We start from the raw sequence: 17,824 nt of genomic DNA on the forward strand, positions 1-17,824 counted from the left end.
TATACTATTGCTGATTGAAGATTATTGAAATTTTTTGCACATTAAGGAACGCAAGCGTTTATGAGTCAGAGGATAAGTCATATAACATTTACTCGGTCTTAATACTTTGAATTTATATTTAAGTAAACGATAAACAGTAATTGGTATGAGTGATCTATTTAAAAGTGACAATTATGATAAAAATCTCAATTCTTTGATAAGAGTCATAAAGCTGAAGGATACAAAAAAAATTAATGAACAATATGATGAAACACTGAAAGATTTATCTCAAGCTCTGAAGAATTTTACAAACAACGCAAAAGATGTAGCCAAATTTGTTATATATAGCGACTTGAATAATTATGTAGAACCTTTGAGCACAAAGCCACTCGGTTTTATTGGAACATTAAAAGGGATATTAGATAGAATCTTGGGAAAAGATATTCCAACTAATGATAATGACATAAAAAATTTTGTTGGTGATGAATTATCAGGTTTCACTATAGAAAAAGCAGCCGAATACACAAATATTTTAAGTACAATTAATCTATTCAAGAAAGGACTTAAAGAAATTTTAGATTCGAAACAGAGTGGAAAAGGCAATAAAGAACATAAATCATACGAAGTAAGCACGGAAAATAAAACGACATCAAAGCAGAAGGAAGATACTCCTAAGCTGCAAGAAGGAAAACAGCCGGTAGGAAAATTAGTTATGAAGAGAATAAAACGGCCAACAACAGCACCTCCGCCACCTCCTACTGCCTCAAAAAAGGTACACTTTAAACCAGAAATAGAAGAATGTATCTCCTGAAGATTCAGGCTATGAAAGTTCATTAAGTGAAGAGTCTGGACATGAGGAAATATCAAATTATCAAGAGAAAAGCAGTAAATCTTCAACAAAAGATTCGGAAGACTCAAAGTTAGCTAAAAAGGAGCCAACTCACAAAACGAAACCTAAGAAAAATGCAGGAACAAGAAGAGGATATAAAAAGAGACAGGCTCCAGAGCCACCAGCGCTAAACGCTACCAATCAAGAAATTAGGCAAGAAACTAAAGAAGATAAATCTGAAATACTGTCAAATCCTAAAAGGCTAGATATTGTTGATCAACAAGTGAGCACGAAACCAATAATAGTAGAAGTGACTTCGCAAAAATCAGCTGAAAGTAAACCAATCCTGAAAAAATCTGCTGATAAAGCAGCATCAGAAGTAAAAGCGGTTATTATAAAAGAAAAAGTAAATAGCAAGAAGGACGGTAGAGTAAAGTCAATAGTAGGAAAATTTGAGCAAAATCAAGTTGCTAAGAGCAAAGCCACCCCTGCAACACAAGCAGATATCGGTATGAAGAAAGATCCTGCACCATCGCAAAAAACTGCCTCCCAATCTCACTCATTTCCGGTAGGAAATAAAAGATCTAAAATGAACCCCATAACAGCAAAGTCCGATTCTAAACTTCCGGTTAGTAAAAAACCTCTTCTCACTCATGTTAGTGTAAAGAAAATAGCTGCACGATTTGAAAGCCATGGGAAGAAATAGTTGTAACCTATTGAACAAACCCTATAATATCCTTGATCTTTTTTATATTGTTATTTGCAATCTCTGCTGCTTTTTCTGTACCTTCTTTTAATATTTTATGTAAATGGAGCTGATCCTTCAAAAGACCGTTCAACTTCTCACGTATGGGTGATATAACACTGATGATTAAGCCAGCTAACTCTTTTTTAAAGTGTTTCATATCATGTTTATTCACTTCTTCACACACTTTTTCCACATTTAAATCACTAAGCACTGAATAAATGTTTACCAAATTGTTTACTTCTGGACGGCACTTTAAAGTAGCAAAATCAAAGCCTAGAATTGAATCTGTTTTTGCTTTTTCTATTTTCTTGACAATCAAGTCATCTGTATCGTCAAGGTTAATGCATGAGTATTCTGAAGAATCAGATTTGCTCATCTTGCTTGCTCCATCTCTTAAGCTCATTATTCTTGATGTGCAATCCAAAGTTAAGATTTCAGGTATGATGAAATGACTACATTTATAATGATTGTTAAAAGCTGATGCAATATCACGTGCAAGTTCTAAATGCTGTTTTTGATCATCGCCAACAGGAACATATTTAGTTTGATACAGCAATATATCCGCAGCCATAAGTACTGGGTAGCTATATAACCCAAGAGAAGCTTTTTGTCTATCGCTTCCAGCCTTATCTTTAAATTGAGTCATACGATTAAGCCAACCAATTGGTGTATAGCACCCTAGCAGCCAGCCCAATTCTGCATGACCACTAACTGCGGATTGATTGAAAATAATCGACTTTTCCGGATCTATTCCACATGCAATATAAGTTGCTGCTGCTTTAAAAATATTATTTTTTAATTCATTTGCGGGAAGCTTATTTGCTGTGATTGCATGCAGATCAACAACACAAAAAAGAGATTTATATTTATCCTGCAAGCCTATCCACTGCTTAATTGCACCAAGATAATTGCCCAAGTGTAATACTCCACTTGGCTGAATACCTGAGAAGACAACTTCTTCCATACCTTGAGTGTGTTATTAGTTACTTTCGCAATCAGCAGATTTTTTAGAAAGAATAACCATTGCAGGACGAAGCAACCTATTTTTAATTGTATAACCAGTTTGTAGTACTTCTACAATAGTGCCAGGCTCTTTTTCATTATCTTCTCTTTCCACAACAGCTTGATGTAAATTGCTGTCAAAAGAGTTACCTATTGGATCTATTTCTTCTATTCCATGTTTTTTTAGATCACTCACAATCTTTTGGTGCGCCACTTTTATTCCTTCATGAATAGGATCATCATCTTTCAAGTTTTCCATTGCTTTTTTTAAATTGTCACAAGAGTCGATCATATCACGTGCAAATTTTGTGACTGCATAATCACTTGCATCGCTAATTTGCTTTTGCATTATACGTTTAACGTTTTCATTATCCGCAACAGCGCGACGTAAATGATCTTCAAGCTGAACTGCGCGTTCTTTTAATATATTAAGCTCTTCACTTAAATCACCTGTTTGCTGATCTTCTTGATCATCCCCTTTTCGTTTACTGACCATATCGGCAAATTTCTTTTTTTTCTCTTTATTACTATCTGACATATCATTCACCCTTACAAACTTAATAAATATATAACAATCAATCTAAAAATATCAAGCGTTAGCTATCCTTGTCTTTCTATGCTTGCATTTAAAAAGTCAATCAAAGCAGTTTTATAAAGAGAATCAGAAAAAGTATCAATATTACTTTGCGCCATATTAATATAGTGTTTAGCTTCTTCCATAGAAACATGAATGGCATTATGATGATTAATATATTGTAATGCTTGGTCAAAATTGTGTCTAGCTGAAGAAAAAGATTTCTCCCAGAATTTTTGTTCTGATGGGCTGCCTTTTTCATATGCTATAATAGAAGGTAAAGTAACTTTACCTTCAAAGAAATCTTTTCCAAGTTGCTTTCCTAAAGTGCCTTGATTAGCAGTATAATCTAGCACGTCATCAATTATTTGGAATGCCATACCAAAATTAAACCCGAAATTCCTTAGCCTCTCTGTTTCGTCACTTGTGGCTCCAGATACTACTGATGCAGCCTCGCAGCATGCAGAAAATAAAGATGCTGTTTTTTCTCCAATGATATTAAAATAATTTTTCCTAATTGTGTTAGGGTCAAAACGCGTTGTCATCTGCTTTATCTCACCCTTGACAAGCAAATTAGATGCCTTAGATAAAATAGAGAGAACACTTAAATTCCCACATTCTATAAGCCATCTAAATGCTAAGGTCAATAATAGATCACCAACTAAAATGCTTGATTTATTCCCCCAAATTTTATTTGCTGTTGCAACTCCATGGCGTGCCTTACTTTCATCAAGCACATCATCATGAAGTAAAGTAGCGTTGTGTATAAATTCTACCGATGCAGCAATGTTGACCCTACTCTCTCCAGAGTAATTCAGCATTTTACACATAATAAAAATGAGCTTAGGCCTTATCTTTTTTCCTCCTGAATTAATAAGATGAGATGTAATATCGGTAGCAAGCTTAGTACCTTCATCATTGACATTTTTGAAGATAAAGTCATTCATAGCCAATAAATCAGAAGATACAATATCATCTAATTTACTACTTTTTGTTAAATCAGTGTTTAGCATTTAATAGGACTTATGCTTCTTGCCCTTGTACTTTCTCAACTTTTTTCTTTTCTATTTTTTTCGATTCTGTTTCTAAATCTACTATGCCTTTTTTAATGAACCACATTACCCTTTCAGTTGCTTGCGCTCCTACACTTAGCCAATGTTTTAATCTATCAGCTTTTACCACAACACGATTTTTATTGTCTTTTGGCAACATTGGATCATATTGTCCTATTCTCTCAATAAAGCGCCCATCTCTTGGTGCTCGTGAATCGGCTACAACTATCCTATAAAAAGGACGTTTCTTTGCCCCAAACCTTGCTAACCTTATTTTAACTGCCATGTCAACCTTTATTCATATATTAATTACAATTTAAATACAATAAACAGCTCAAGTCAAACTAATTGTACCTCTTTTACCTAAAAATACAATATAGCCCCCTCCAATCACTCATAAAAGGAAGATAATAAACTTTTTTATATATCATCAATCATAGCATGATTAACTTCTACTCTATACTTTGATTTTAGATAGCTAATTAACTGTTCCTTTAGCGATATCATCACACGTTTTCCGGTGTCAAGCATGTTTAATTTACCATTTGATGAATGCATTTCTTTTAGAACTCCTATTATAATTTCATTATTGTATTGAATAGGATCTGTTACCGAATTAGTTGTTTTCATATTGAAAATCTCTTCTATGAAAGAAAAAGGGTAGTTTTGTTCATTGCGTTGTATTTGCTGGCCTTTAACCAATTTTATACCTTGCATTTCTTCCAAATCTGTCTTTTCTCTTAATTGAACTGCTACTTCTTGTCCCATTTTAAACATTCTTTCTTTTATAAATTCACTACGCCAAAGCTTTATGGCTGATTCCCTACTTTCTTCAAAATTTTGTAATTTAGGAGGAACGATATCACTGATTTTCACACCAACAACAGTATCTCCAACACCCTTAAAATAACTCTTCTGATCTTTCTCGCGTGAAAAAATGAAAGAAATGAAATCACTGGAATTTCCTACTTCATTACCACTTTGGTCTTTTCCACTAGCATCTACTGGACCAATGGTTTGTATAGGTAAATTGTAATTATTGGAGATTTCTTCAATCGTTGCACCATTGTATATCTTATAATTCACTTGATTTATGAAATCATTGACTTTTTCAAAAGACTTTTGATTGGTTAAAACTGACCTTATGTCTTTTTTTAAATCAACCAAGTCTTCATCAGAGATTTGATGTATGCTTTCTACCTTTATTACGTGCCATCCAAAATTGCTTGTTAAAACTTCACTTACTTCACCTGTTTTAAGAGCAAATACCTTTTCTCTCATATTTTCAGGTAAGAAATCCTTAGTTATATTATTTACTCTGGTTTCATCGAGTTTCACTTTATTAAACTCTTCTATTATTTGTTCAAAGCTTGCTTTACTTTCTTCAAGTGCTCTTCTTGCTATTTCAGCTTTTTCTTTGGTAGGAAATATCACATTGAATATGTCTCTTTGATTTTTAAGTTCCTGATGTTCTATTATACTATCAACCTCTTCATCTGAAATTCTGATTTGATCTTCAAAATATTTTTGATCCAGAGAAATGTATTGCGCAGTTCGATACTCAGGGTAATAAAAATTGGACTTATTTCTTTCATACAAATCAAGTAAGGCTTGATCATCTGGTTCAGGAACGTCTGTAATTGCATCCTCAGTTATTTTAACAATATCAACTACTCTAGTTTGGTAGCGATTTTTGTATATCTGCTCATCAACACCCTCACCAAAAGTTACCGGATAATTATCTTTAAATAACGAAGTCATGAACATCATTGCAGGCAGGATTTTCTCTAGTTTTTCTATATATTCCTTTTCTGTTATATGCAGGCTATTTAGAGTTTGATGGAATTTATTATGGTCAAATTCTCCTTTATCGTCCTGAAAGTACTTGGTATTTTTTATATGGCTTTTGATAGATTCTTCTCCAACTTTTAATCCAAGTTCGCTAATTAGGTTAAACAATAGTTTTTGCTCTATAAGTGCGTTAAGTAAATCATATTTCAGCTTTTTTACTTGTTCTTTACTTACATCAGATCCAGAAATTTGCTTTTCATAATTTTGATATAGTAATTTATATTCATCTGATGTTATAACTTCCTTTCCTACTTTAGCTAATTCTTTCCTTTCATCATCATTTGATAAAAGATTGCCAATCCCCATAAAGATTAATAAGCAAACTAAAAGGAGAACGATTGCCTTGGTAAAAAAATTTCTAATACTCATTGTAAACTCAGTTAACTAACACTTAAATTTAGAATAGCAATAATTTAATATTTGTAAATCTATTAACAAATTAGCTAATATATGTAATATTGTAGTGTATTAAATTGAGTGGAAGCTTATATTAACCTAAGAGCCTGTAAGTGATCTCTGAATATGGTAAGATGAGGTATAGTTGACATGAGGCAAAGTATGAGGAATACATATCCAAGTGACATAAGTTGTGAAAAATTCGAAAAGATTAGACTAATTTTAGAAAGCGTGCGAAAGAAAACAAAGCCAAGAAGATTAGGTTTATATGAGTTATTTTGTGGTGTGCTTTATGTACTAAAAAGTGGCTGTCAATGGCGAATGCTTCCAAAAGAGTTTCCAAGATGGCGAAATTTTTACGATTACTTCAAGAAATGGAGTAAAAAAACGAATGAAGATAGAGAAAATGTTCTAGAAATTGTCTTAAAAAAAATTGGTTGGAGAGAACAGTGGTCGGAATACCAAAACAAGCTTCTGCATCATTGATGCCCAAAGTGTAAAAAATACCGATACTGCTGAAGAAAAAGGTTATGATGCTGGCAAGAAAATTTCAGTAATAAAGCGTCATATCGCAGTTGATACACAAGGTTTGACACACGCAATTCATATAACAACGGCAGAAATAACTGATCGTAGCAGTGCTTTGACAATGGTTAAAAATGCTAAAGAAAGTCTCTCTGAAGTTAAAAACATACTGGTTGATGCAGGCTACACTGGAGAAAATTTTGCAACACAGATGAAAGTAACTATTGGTGCAACTGTTGAGGTGAAGCACCTTTGCTGTATTGCCAAAAAGATGGGTTGTTGAGAGATCTTCTTTTGCCTGGTTGGAAAAATGTAGGCGACTTTGGAAAAATTGCGAGCGTAAACTTAATACTAGCCTACAAATTTGCTTTTACTTCTTTCCTCCTCAAAAGATTATGAACAGGTTCTTTGATGATAGAGGGTTTATTTCTAATAGTCTTTATGTTGATGTGACAATATTTGGTACTTTGTCATTGTTAGCACTGCTAGCTACTGAGATATTTAGTCCTACATTTTCAAAAGGTTGTGAAATATACACTGAAAAACACATGAAAGATTTACTTGAGGAAGATCCAAGAGATAGAGTGCAAAAGGAGACTGATCTGTTAGGACGGTATGATCCACGAAGGCTATTAATGCCGATAATTATGCCTCTTGTTAGAAAGTATTTTGAAAAAGTGGCAAGCGAATTTGCTGAGAGGAATTTTGATGAGGTAAAAACTGATATGTCTGATGTTAATATTGAAGGACTATCTAATCCTCAAGCAATTGAATTTGCACAGCAAACAGTATAGTATAAGCTTTTAGCTCTATGCATGGACTCAAAAAAAGTAGAATTAATATTTGAAAAATTTCAACAGTCAAATCCTGCGCCAAAAATAGAGCTAAATTATACCAATCATTTTACATTATTAGTTGCAATAGTTCTGTCAGCGCGGACGACCGATATAAGTGTTAATAAAATTACAAAGGAGCTATTTAGTATCGCTGATACGCCAGAAAAAATGTTGAATCTTGGGCAAAGTGAGCTGAGAAAATGCATAAGCAGTATTGGTTTATATAATTCCAAAGCAAAAAATATAATCGGGCTCAGTAAAATATTGATTGAGAGGTACAATAGCAAAGTGCCTACTAATTTCGATGATTTGGTATCTTTACCAGGGGTTGGGAGAAAGAGCGCTAATGTGTTCTTAAATTCAGGGCTTGGTATTCCAACATTGGCAGTTGATACTCACGTTTTTAGAGTGAGCAATAGAGTTGGGCTTGTGAAAGAAAAAGATGTACTTAAAACAGAGCAGTCTCTTTTGAATGTAGTGCCAAAAAAATACCTACTTTATGCTCATCATTGGCTAGTTTTGCATGGTAGATATGTTTGCAAAGCGCAAAAACCTTCGTGTGAAACATGCATAATTCATGATTTATGTGAGTTTGAATGTAAGAGGTATAAAGTCTAGCACAACACTTCGATATTTCTTACTTTTATCATCCAAGTAGCTGATCTCTATGATGGTGTCATCCGAGTAGCTGACACTGGGATGACAATGAAGGGCTACTTGATGACGCCTCTGTGCACTGCCGTTATAAAGCTGCTACTTTGATGAATAAAATGATGTCATTCCAGAGCATGGAGCTGTAATCCAGTTCTTATTACCTGATATGCTCATTTGACAGTTAAGTCTTCTCTACCCCTATTTGCATAATACCTTGACGATTCCGTTCACGGTTAAAAGATACCGAGGTAGTAGGGTGTATTAGTTTTTGCAAGCTGTTATTTTGCTATGGATTGCTGTAATGGCATCATCTATTTTATTGTTATCACAGCCTGTTTGGGCAAGTTCGGCATTTCCACCGCAATCCCTTCTGGTTACAGTAGATACTAGCTCTTTTGCATTGATCTTATTAGTTAAATCTTTACTTACTTTGACAATCAAAACTGTTTTATCCTTTTCTGTTACCATGAAGGCTATTACAGTTTTCGGTTTTTGTTGCTGTAGAGCAAATTCCCTTATTATACTTCCTGGAACGTTATTGAAAGTGTGGCTTACGAAATTTATTCCATTTATTTCGGTACTTTTTACAGTTTCTACACTGATAAGCTTTTTATAAAGATTTTTTATTTTGACTTCAAATTCTTTGCGCTCCTGGCTTAAAATACTGAGTCGACTTATTATTTCATTTACTGGTGCTTTTACGCATTCTGCAACTTTTTTTAAGCTAATTTCGTTATTGCGTACATAATTAATTGCTTCTTGACCGGTTAAAGCTTCAATTCTTCTTACTCGAGATGCAACGGAACATTCTGCTGCTATCTTAAACAAACCAATTTCTCCGGTACGCTCCACGTGTGTACCACCACATAATTCTTTTGAATCTCCAATTTTTACAACCCTAACATTATCACCATATTTTTCACCAAATAAGGCCATCGCTCCTTCGTCTATTGCCTCATCCATACCTTGAACTTTTGTGGACGTAGAAAGATTTTCTCTGATTAGAGAGTTTACTATATCTTCTACTGAAGACAGCTGATCCTGAGTGACTGGCTTATTGTGACTAAAGTCAAATCTTAGTCTATTTGGTGCGACTAGAGAACCTTTTTGAGTAACGTGATCACCTAAGATTTTTCTGAGTGCAAAGTGTAGAAGATGTGTAGCTGAATGATTTCTTCTTAAGTCTTGTCTTCTTTTTTTATTAATACTAGCTGTAACTGTGTTACCTTTACAAATTGAGCCGACGCACCTGTGCAAATACAAGTCATTAATCTTGTTGGTATTTTCGACTGTTACCATACTTCCATCAGACTGTATAAGATTTCCAATATCTCCCACTTGTCCACCTGACTCTCCATAAAAAGGTGTTTTATCAAGTATAATAGTTATCTTTTCTCCTTCTTTTGCAGAATCAATTACTTCATTTTTAGAGGAAATTATTGCGAGTACTGTTGCATCCTTTACTTCATCACGTTCATAACCAACAAATTCCGTTTTGCCAAACTGATCGATTAAATTAAACCATACTTGTTCAACAGATTTTTCACCAGATCCAGTCCAATTAGCACGTGCTCTTTCTTTTTGCTCTTTCATTGCATTATCAAAACCTTTTTGGTCAAAATTTATTTTCCTTTCTTTCAAAATATCAAGTGTGATATCCAAAGGAAATCCATAAGTGTCATATAGTTTGAATGCTGATTCTCCAGATAGAGTGTCACCTGATTTTAAATCTGCAGTGAATTTGTCCAAGAGATTAATGCCTTTCATTAAAGTGTCTTTAAAGTTTTCTTCCTCTGATTTTAACGTTGTTTCTATTAAGCTTTTAGCTCTGATTAGCTCTGGATAAGCATCTCCCATATAAGCCAAACTTGTGCCATCTATGAGTGCAGGAAAAACAAGGTTCAATAGAGAATCATTATATCCAAGTAGGTGGATATAACGTACTGCTCTCCTGATCAATCTGCGTAGTACATAATTTCTTCCTTCATTTCCAGGAAGCACTCCTTCTGCGATGAGAAGTGCAGCTGCACGAAGGTGATCTGCGATAATCTTATGAGCTACTTTATTTTCCGTATTTCCACAGTACTCTTGCGATTTACTTACCAGAGCAGAAAATAGGTCAATATCATAGTTATCATGAACGTTCTGCATAACAGCTGCTATTCTTTCAAGGCCCATTCCGGTATCGATGCATTTTTTTGGTAATTTTTGTAAATTACCTTCTTCATCTTTATTAAATTCCATGAACACCAGGTTCCAAATTTCAACAATTCTGTCGTCTTCATGTAAAGCGGAATTTCCATGATCGTAAAAGATTTCAGAACATGGGCCACATGGACCAGTATTGCCCATGCTCCAAAAGTTATCATCTGTTGTAATTCTTATGATTTTATCATCTGAAAAGCCACTTATCTTACGCCAAATTTCATATGCTTCATCATCAGTGTGGTAAACAGTTATGGATAGTCTGTTTTTATCAAGAGACAATTCTTCAGTAATAAATTTCCACGCAAATTCTATCGCAGTTTCTTTAAAGTAATCACCAAAGCTAAAATTTCCGAGCATTTCAAAAAATGTGTGATGCCGAGATGTATAGCCAACATTTTCAAGATCATTGTGTTTACCACCTGCTCTGAGACACTTTTGACTTGAGACGGCACGTTTCATTTCAGTTTTTTGCGTGCCGGTAAAGATGTTTTTGAACTGTACCATACCAGCATTTGTAAACATGAGTGTTGGATCATGCTCTGGAATCAAAGGAGAAGAAGGAACTTGCTCATGATTATTATTTACAAAAAATTTTATAAATCTTTCTCTAATTTCGTTTAGCTTCATCGTTTTTACTGAGGTTATCTATGCATAATAAGTTGTAACAGAAGTAAAATCAATTTATCAATCTAAATATTAATATATACATTACTTAGTATAATAAAGGTAACTTTTACATAAAAATTTTAATAAAAAGATATAGGTTTAAATATTTTATCCACTAACATAGAGAAGTATTTGTTAATTCAAATAATACTTTTATTAATTCATTTAAGGAGTGTGAAATGCCAAAAAAATTCCAAAACACTAAGAATAGCATGCGAAAGAGAGAAACAACAAATAAGCAGGAGATGGATGGTCCAACAATTAGAATTGTATCTGACTTGGAAAGTATAAAACAAAACAGAAGAGTAGAATTTTTAATTAAAGGAGAGAATTGAACAGTAAAAGACCTCTCTATATCTTCTAGAGCAGCTGAGATAGGCTTGGTTACAGGAATAGTAAATTCAATAGACATTCCTCAAGCAATTCGTGAATCGACAATAGATGGAATTATTTTAGGTCTTAAGAGTGGAGAAATAGAAAAAGGTAAAGAATATAATTATAGAGAATTTAAGAAAATATATCTAAAAAACCTTGTAGATGAATTGGGTAAGGATAGTTCAAAAAAGCTAAAAGAAAGAACTGATGAAAATAGCCAATTGAGAGAATCTACTACTGAAGAAATTGATTATCAGATGCAGGAAGATGTAACTATCGAATCAGCTTCTTTAACAAAACAAGAATTCGATTTTGCATCAAGCAAAGTAACTACTAAAGAGATTAATGACGTAATAAATGAAATAGAAGAATCAAATGCTAGTTATGGAATTACTCCTGAAGATATAAGTAGTGTTTCCCGTTTTGATAGTAATTCACAAGAAGTGTTAGATCATTCTATATTTAATAGCACAGATGTGGAAGGGCCTAAATTACCCGAAATAAATGGAGGACAGTATATAGGAATAGCAGGGATTGCTGGTGGTATATTGGGTGGAGTGCTAGCAGTAGCTTTTGCAGGATTAGGATACTTTGTATGGCATAGAAAAAATAGGGAAGGTAGCTACGATGTTGAAAAAGCGATGAAAAACCTTCCTGAACAAGCTCAACTTGAGCATTCCGGATCTACATCAGAAATAGAATCTTTGCTCAGCAATGCTACATCGGTAGCACATCTATCTTCTCAGATTAGTGTCGAGTAAGATTCCAGAGTTTGATGGCACAACAGTGCCATCAACTTAGCTCTTACAGCACTTATATGCTCTGAAACCAAAGGAGAAGAAATTTTCCTGTCTTACAAAAAATTTTATAACTCTTTCTCTAATTTTATATCGTTTTTACTAAGGTATAATAAATTGCAATGAGAAATTCAGATATTAATATATGTATTATTTAGTATAATAAAAATATAAAAATCTTAGTGAAAAGATGTGGACTTAAATAATTTATCTTTTATACATAAGGAAATATTGGTCAGCTTGGGGGTCATATATGTCAAGAAGATTTAAAAATACTGTAGGAAAAAAAAGATCAATCAATAAAGAAAAAAGGAATAGATGGATTAGTATTGAATCAGAATTGCGAGATGTAGAACAAAACAGAACAATATATTTTCTATTGGGAGGAGGTGATTTAAAACTTAAGTATGTATGTATGCTTGACGATACATCTTATCGTATTCTTGTTGCTGAAGGAGAAATAGTGCATGCAGAAAATCCAAAAGTGATGATTGATGATATTGTTTCTGATCTCAAGAGTGGGAAAATACGAAGTTATAAAAGATATAATGCCAAAGAGTTTTATGAAAAGTATCTCAAAGAGTTTTTGAGTAATGAGAACTTGCAAAAGCTGGAAGCTGGTGATATTGAAAATACAACAACAGAACTACCAAACTTAAAACAAGTAATGGAAGAAATGAAAAAATCAAACGCTAGCAATGGAATTACAATGCAAAATATAGAAAGTGTTCAAAATACGACGAATATTTTGGGTAATCCTATGATTCATGATACAAACTTGAGAGGGTTTAAATTATTGGAAACACCTTCAAACGAGAAAAATAATATAGTGTTCACAGTAGGTATGTTAGCAGTAGCAGTAGCTTTGGTAGCAGCTATCGCAGCAGCTGTACCATTTAAATGTTGGTTTTATAATAGAAAAAATAAAAGCCATAGTAGTGCTAAGGAAGAAACTCCATCTAGTTATTTATTAAGTGCAATAACTTTAGAAAGTGGAACTAATTCTATTCGTTAGCCAAAATATTGCAAAAATAGAATTTTTTTATTATTTTTTTACAGTTTCCTCATTTAATAATTTTTATGCTCTAATTATTATACTTAATTTATCATTACCTGTTGTGTAAACAGGATGAGAATTTTCAATAATCTACATCCTTTAGTAAGAAAAAATCAATACATTCACGATAAATTTACCTCATATCTGTGTTTTATATGTGGAATTTCGAATGGAAAATTATGCAGGCAAAGAAAGAAGAATAGTGAATATAGTTACTCAACATTGGAGTGATATAAAAGGATCAGAGAGAGAATGGCCAGAAAGACATGAAATAGACACTGCAGAAATCATGGAGTCATGGCAGCATTGTTTTATCATTGAAGTTAAAGATCGAGGTTATATTTGTGAAAATGCAGGAGAAAAAGCTATTGAATTTTATGGTTTTGAAAAAAAGATGTACATCGATAATAAATATGCAATTGATGCACCATTTTTGCGGCTATATAAAATAGATGCAGTTATTGATAAACTTGAGACTGTAATAGAGAGTAAATGCTCAATTAACGAAGAGGAAGAAAGTGAAAGTGTTAAAATGAGGCAAGTATTGTTGCCAATTGGAGATAAAGAAGGTATAACACATATACTGGGTGTGATTACATTCAAGCTGCTTTAAAATACAATTTTAATTTGATTTTTTAATAAAGTTATCTATACTCATACTTAATTACTAATAAAGAACTAAATAGTGGTGTTTGTAAATTTGTTTAGAATATGACGAAAATAAAATTAAAAACCAAATCTTCTGTCAAAAAGCGCTTTCACCTTACAGCTAAGGGTAAAGTCATCTCTACTCAGTCAGGTAAAAGACATGGTATGGTAAAGAGAAGTAAATCTAATATTCGTAATCAGCGTGGTACGACGATTCTTAGTAAATCTGACTCGCGTATAGTTAAGCTTTATATGCCTTATGGTATTTAACAAAATGGAGGTAAAATAAAAATGGCTCGAGTAAAACGTGGAGTCACTACTCATGCTCGTCATAAAAAAATATTGAAACTAGCAAAGGGTTATAGAGGACGGGCAAAAAATTGTTATAGAATTGCATTACAAAGAGTTGAAAAAGCACTCCAATATGCTTACAGAGACAGAAGAACCTGTAAACGTGATTTTCGTGGTTTGTGGATAATACGTATTAATGCAGCAGTAAGAGAACATGGACTTACTTACGGTAGATTTATGCATGGTCTTAAACTTGCTGAAATTGATTTAAATAGGAAAATTCTTGCTGAGATGGCTGTTAATCATAAGGATGATTTTGCTAAATTAATAGAAATTGTAAATAGTAAGTTAGCTTAAAGCAAAAACACCATGAGAATTATTTTCATGGGGTCACCGGAGTTTGCTGTTGGTGCGTTAAACTTACTATTGAAATTACAGAGTGAAATAGTAGCAGTATATACCAAAGCTCCAAAACCTTCTGGACGTGGGCAGAGGTTAACAAAATCCCCAGTACACATCGTTGCTGAAAAAAGTGACATAGAGGTATGTACTCCTGCCTCTTTAAAATCTTCGATAGAGCAAGAAAAGTTTGGAAATTTTAAGCCAGACGTTGCAGTTGTTGCTGCGTATGGATTGATACTTCCAAAAGAAATTTTAAATATTCCCAAATATGGTTGTATTAATATTCATCCATCATTGCTGCCTAGGTGGCGCGGTGCAGCTCCGATACAGCACACAATTTTAGCCGGAGATCAAGAAACCGGAGTTAGCATTATGCAGCTAGATGAAGGATTAGATTCTGGCCCTATTTTAAAACAGAAAAAATTTCTTATTGAAAAAAGCGATAATTATAAGACGTTGTATGATAAATTGTCTGAATTAGGTAGTGATTTACTGCTGAAAGTACTAAACGAAATTGAAAAGCAAGTTCCCTTAAAACAGAGCGATAACGATGCGTGCTATGCTGACAAAGTAAAAGACTATAAAATTTACGCAAGTGACGCCTGTGAAATTGCTTATAGAAAGGTTAAAGCATTTTATCCAAAAGCATTCATTAAGGTAGAGAATAAACGTATCAAGATACTTGATGCTGAATTTGAAGCCTTCACTTCAGGACAAGGTGAGATCATTAATGATAATATGCATATAAGTTTAAAAGGTGGTACTTTAATTCCTAAAGTTGTACAAATGGAAGGAAGAAATCCTTGCGATATTAAAGACTTTGTTCGTGGCTTAAAATCAAGTTTAACAAAAAAATTTATAGAATAGACTACTTTGAAAGGAGGGTGAGGAGAGCTAAAGCAACTTCTACAATTTGGTATTCCGCTGCTTGTTAGCGGAATCTACAACAAGATACCGCGTTTTGGTGTACGAACATTGCAATTTGCAGGTAATTTGAGTAGTAGATGGTGTCATTCCAGTGCTTGACACTGGAATCCAGTTTCTATTGTACAGCCACCTGGTGTGCTCATTTAAAGTGAAGTTTTCTGGATCCCAGTGTCTGGGGACTGGGATGACATCTTTCTTGGTCTCTTGTATCACAATGTTCGTACAGCTATGTGCTTGTTAGCGGAATCTACAACGAGATACCGCAGTGGTATGACGTAGTAGCTATATATAGACAAATTTTCTTTTCTTAGATATAATCTTAAGAAACCTTCCATATGAAAATTAAAAGAGCTTTAATATCAGTATACGATAAGACAAATATAATTGAACTTGCATCGTTTTTGATGCAGCAACAAATAGAAATTCTCTCAACAGGGAATACTTATAAAGTGCTATCAGGTGCGGGAATAAAAACGCAAGAAGTTTCAGATTACACACAATTTCCAGAAATACTAGATGGCAGAGTGAAAACTTTACATCCTAAAATTCATGGAGGAATACTCTGTGATCGAAAAAGGCACGAAAAGGAAATGCAGAATCTAGAAATTAAGCCGATAGATCTGCTTATAACTAACTTATATCCATTTTGGAAAACGGTTAATAGCAACTCAAGTGAGAAGCAAATCATAGAACAAATAGATATAGGTGGAGTAGCATTAATTAGAGCTACAGCAAAAAACTTTCATTTCACTTCAGTGATTTCTAGCATTCAAGATTACGAAACACTGAAAGCTGAGATGATCAAAAATAACAATCAGACAACATTAGAATATAGAAAACATCTAGCAACTAAAGCATTTGCTCTGACTGCACAGTATGATTCTAATATTTACAATTGGTTTTTATCACAGGGTAAAAGCAATGAGTTACCAGAGTTTTTTACTTTATATGGATGTAAAGCACAAGGACTCAGATATGGTGAAAATCCTCATCAAAAAGCTGCATTTTATAGCAATCAATTTAGCAAGTATCCACTGGAGAAAATACATGGAAAAGAGTTGAGCTATAATAATATAGTCGACATAGAGTCTGCACTTAACATAATTTCTGAGTTTCAAGAACCTGCAGCAGTGATAATAAAGCACAATAATCCATGTGGCGCTGCTGTTAGTGATAGTGCTTTAAAAGCATATGAAAAAGCTCTATCATGTGATGAAATAAGCAGTTTTGGTGGAATAGTTGCTTTCAATCGGGAGATAGATTTAAAGCTAGCAGAGAAATTAAACGAGATATTTTTGGAAGTGGTGATAGCACCATCGGTAAACAATGAGGCACTAAAAATTTTACAAAAAAAGAAAAATTTAAGAGTGATTATTCATCAATCTCTTCAGCAAAATGCAAAATATCAAATCAAAAATGTTGTTGGCGGGTTCTTAGTGCAAGAAAATAATAACCATACAGTAAAAGTAGAAGAAATAAACCGAGTGACAGAATGCACTACAACAAAAAAAGAGAAGGAAGATCTTATTTTTGCTTGGAAAATATGTAAACATGTAAAATCCAATGCAATAGTAATAGCAAAAGACGGTTGTGCTATTGGCATCGGTGCAGGACAAACAAGCAGAATAGATAGTGTGAATATTGCAGTAAAAAAAGCAGGTGAAAAATGTAAAGGCGCAGCGCTTGCTTCAGATGCATTTTTTCCATTTCCAGATAGTATAGTAGAAAGTGCAAAGCATGGAATTACAGCTATAATTCAGCCAGGTGGCTCATTGAAAGATCAAGACGTGATAGCAGCTGCAAATGAGAATAAAATTGCCATGTTTTTCACTGATGTTCGTAACTTTCTCCATTAAGCTTTGTATCCTGTCAAAATTATACCCACACAGGGCTTTGTTGCATAGCAGCTTATAGGTATGAAAATTGTAGTAAATTTATGTAGTTACTTTAAACTCAACTATACCTATCTGTAATTGTAAGCTGTACTCTTGAGCTCCTGATGCGATT

17 protein-coding genes and 3 pseudogenes are annotated in these 17,824 nt (G+C 33.6%); 13 read left to right on the forward strand and 7 right to left on the reverse strand.

Translation table 11 applies throughout. From position 1 onward, the window contains the following. Window positions 1–145: 145 nt before the first annotated feature. Both OOL01_RS05870 and OOL01_RS05875 read left to right on the forward strand, forming a co-directional pair. Window positions 146–790, forward strand: a complete 645-nt coding sequence (locus OOL01_RS05870) for a hypothetical protein (RefSeq protein WP_264686563.1) — start codon at window positions 146–148, stop codon at window positions 788–790. Window positions 791–1,091: 301 nt separating this feature from the next. Further along, window positions 1,092–1,514, forward strand: coding sequence for a hypothetical protein (locus tag OOL01_RS05875; protein ID WP_264686564.1), 423 nt, complete (start codon window positions 1,092–1,094; stop codon window positions 1,512–1,514). A gap of 7 nt (window positions 1,515–1,521) precedes the next feature. Here the strand turns inward: OOL01_RS05875 and trpS are convergent, their stop codons facing one another. From trpS to OOL01_RS05900, 5 genes are all read right to left on the reverse strand, one after another. Beyond that, window positions 1,522–2,520: a tryptophan--tRNA ligase gene (trpS, locus tag OOL01_RS05880; RefSeq protein WP_264686565.1), complete on the reverse strand. Its 999-nt coding sequence runs from the start codon at window positions 2,518–2,520 to the stop codon at window positions 1,522–1,524. 15 nt (window positions 2,521–2,535) lie between these two features. Further along, window positions 2,536–3,096 (reverse strand): nucleotide exchange factor GrpE, encoded by a 561-nt coding sequence (locus OOL01_RS05885; protein ID WP_010402249.1) that lies wholly within the window; start codon window positions 3,094–3,096, stop codon window positions 2,536–2,538. 62 nt (window positions 3,097–3,158) lie between these two features. Next, the gene (locus OOL01_RS05890) at window positions 3,159–4,145 is read right to left on the reverse strand and encodes a polyprenyl synthetase family protein (protein WP_264375699.1); all 987 of its coding nucleotides are present in this window, start codon (window positions 4,143–4,145) and stop codon (window positions 3,159–3,161) included. Window positions 4,146–4,155: 10 nt separating this feature from the next. Beyond that, window positions 4,156–4,470, reverse strand: coding sequence for a 30S ribosomal protein S16 (gene rpsP, locus OOL01_RS05895; RefSeq protein WP_006015540.1), 315 nt, complete (start codon window positions 4,468–4,470; stop codon window positions 4,156–4,158). 134 nt (window positions 4,471–4,604) lie between these two features. After that, entirely contained in the window at window positions 4,605–6,404 is a 1,800-nt protein-coding gene (locus OOL01_RS05900; protein WP_264686566.1) for a peptidylprolyl isomerase, read from the reverse strand. Between the two features lie 189 nt (window positions 6,405–6,593). Between OOL01_RS05900 and OOL01_RS05905 the strand changes: the two are divergent. From OOL01_RS05905 to nth, 3 genes and pseudogenes are all read left to right on the forward strand, one after another. Beyond that, window positions 6,594–7,336 (forward strand): annotated as a pseudogene (locus OOL01_RS05905) (IS5 family transposase); the annotation flags it as partial. A 42-nt stretch (window positions 7,337–7,378) separates the two neighbouring features. Further along, window positions 7,379–7,750: pseudogene (locus OOL01_RS05910) on the forward strand (molecular chaperone DnaJ); the annotation flags it as partial. A gap of 21 nt (window positions 7,751–7,771) precedes the next feature. Further along, window positions 7,772–8,410, forward strand: coding sequence for an endonuclease III (gene nth / locus OOL01_RS05915; protein ID WP_108784611.1), 639 nt, complete (start codon window positions 7,772–7,774; stop codon window positions 8,408–8,410). 297 nt (window positions 8,411–8,707) lie between these two features. Here the strand turns inward: nth and alaS are convergent, their stop codons facing one another. Beyond that, complete coding sequence (alaS, locus tag OOL01_RS05920; protein WP_264686568.1) at window positions 8,708–11,281, reverse strand: alanine--tRNA ligase; 2,574 nt, start codon at window positions 11,279–11,281, stop codon at window positions 8,708–8,710. A 218-nt stretch (window positions 11,282–11,499) separates the two neighbouring features. On the opposite strand from alaS, the gene OOL01_RS05925 reads away from it, so the two are divergent. The 7 genes from OOL01_RS05925 to fmt all read left to right on the forward strand — a co-directional run bounded on the left by OOL01_RS05925 (window position 11,500) and on the right by fmt (window position 15,757). Continuing rightward, window positions 11,500–11,655 (forward strand): hypothetical protein, encoded by a 156-nt coding sequence (locus OOL01_RS05925; RefSeq protein WP_264686569.1) that lies wholly within the window; start codon window positions 11,500–11,502, stop codon window positions 11,653–11,655. 45 nt (window positions 11,656–11,700) lie between these two features. Beyond that, window positions 11,701–12,456 (forward strand): hypothetical protein, encoded by a 756-nt coding sequence (locus tag OOL01_RS05930; protein WP_264686570.1) that lies wholly within the window; start codon window positions 11,701–11,703, stop codon window positions 12,454–12,456. A gap of 289 nt (window positions 12,457–12,745) precedes the next feature. After that, window positions 12,746–13,507, forward strand: coding sequence for a hypothetical protein (locus tag OOL01_RS05935; protein ID WP_264686571.1), 762 nt, complete (start codon window positions 12,746–12,748; stop codon window positions 13,505–13,507). 211 nt (window positions 13,508–13,718) lie between these two features. Further along, the gene (locus OOL01_RS05940; RefSeq protein ID WP_063630563.1) at window positions 13,719–14,162 is read left to right on the forward strand and encodes a PAS domain-containing protein; all 444 of its coding nucleotides are present in this window, start codon (window positions 13,719–13,721) and stop codon (window positions 14,160–14,162) included. A gap of 98 nt (window positions 14,163–14,260) precedes the next feature. After that, a complete protein-coding gene (gene rpmI / locus OOL01_RS05945) occupies window positions 14,261–14,467 on the forward strand; it encodes a 50S ribosomal protein L35 (protein WP_010402777.1) in 207 nt (68 codons plus the stop codon). Between the two features lie 21 nt (window positions 14,468–14,488). Beyond that, entirely contained in the window at window positions 14,489–14,845 is a 357-nt protein-coding gene (gene rplT / locus OOL01_RS05950) for a 50S ribosomal protein L20 (protein ID WP_063630562.1), read from the forward strand. 12 nt (window positions 14,846–14,857) lie between these two features. After that, window positions 14,858–15,757: a methionyl-tRNA formyltransferase gene (gene fmt, locus OOL01_RS05955; protein ID WP_064085375.1), complete on the forward strand. Its 900-nt coding sequence runs from the start codon at window positions 14,858–14,860 to the stop codon at window positions 15,755–15,757. Between the two features lie 87 nt (window positions 15,758–15,844). On the opposite strand, the pseudogene OOL01_RS08555 reads toward fmt, so the two are convergent. After that, window positions 15,845–16,000, reverse strand: a pseudogene (locus OOL01_RS08555) (WPE palindromic element domain-containing protein); the annotation flags it as partial. A 152-nt stretch (window positions 16,001–16,152) separates the two neighbouring features. Here OOL01_RS08555 and purH point away from each other — a divergent pair. Further along, window positions 16,153–17,673, forward strand: coding sequence for a bifunctional phosphoribosylaminoimidazolecarboxamide formyltransferase/IMP cyclohydrolase (gene purH, locus OOL01_RS05965; protein WP_006013536.1), 1,521 nt, complete (start codon window positions 16,153–16,155; stop codon window positions 17,671–17,673). The last annotated feature ends 151 nt before the right edge of the window (window positions 17,674–17,824 follow it).

Origin of the sequence: Wolbachia endosymbiont (group B) of Rhopobota naevana, assembly GCF_947250615.1 — a bacterium.
GTDB lineage: Bacteria > Pseudomonadota > Alphaproteobacteria > Rickettsiales > Anaplasmataceae > Wolbachia.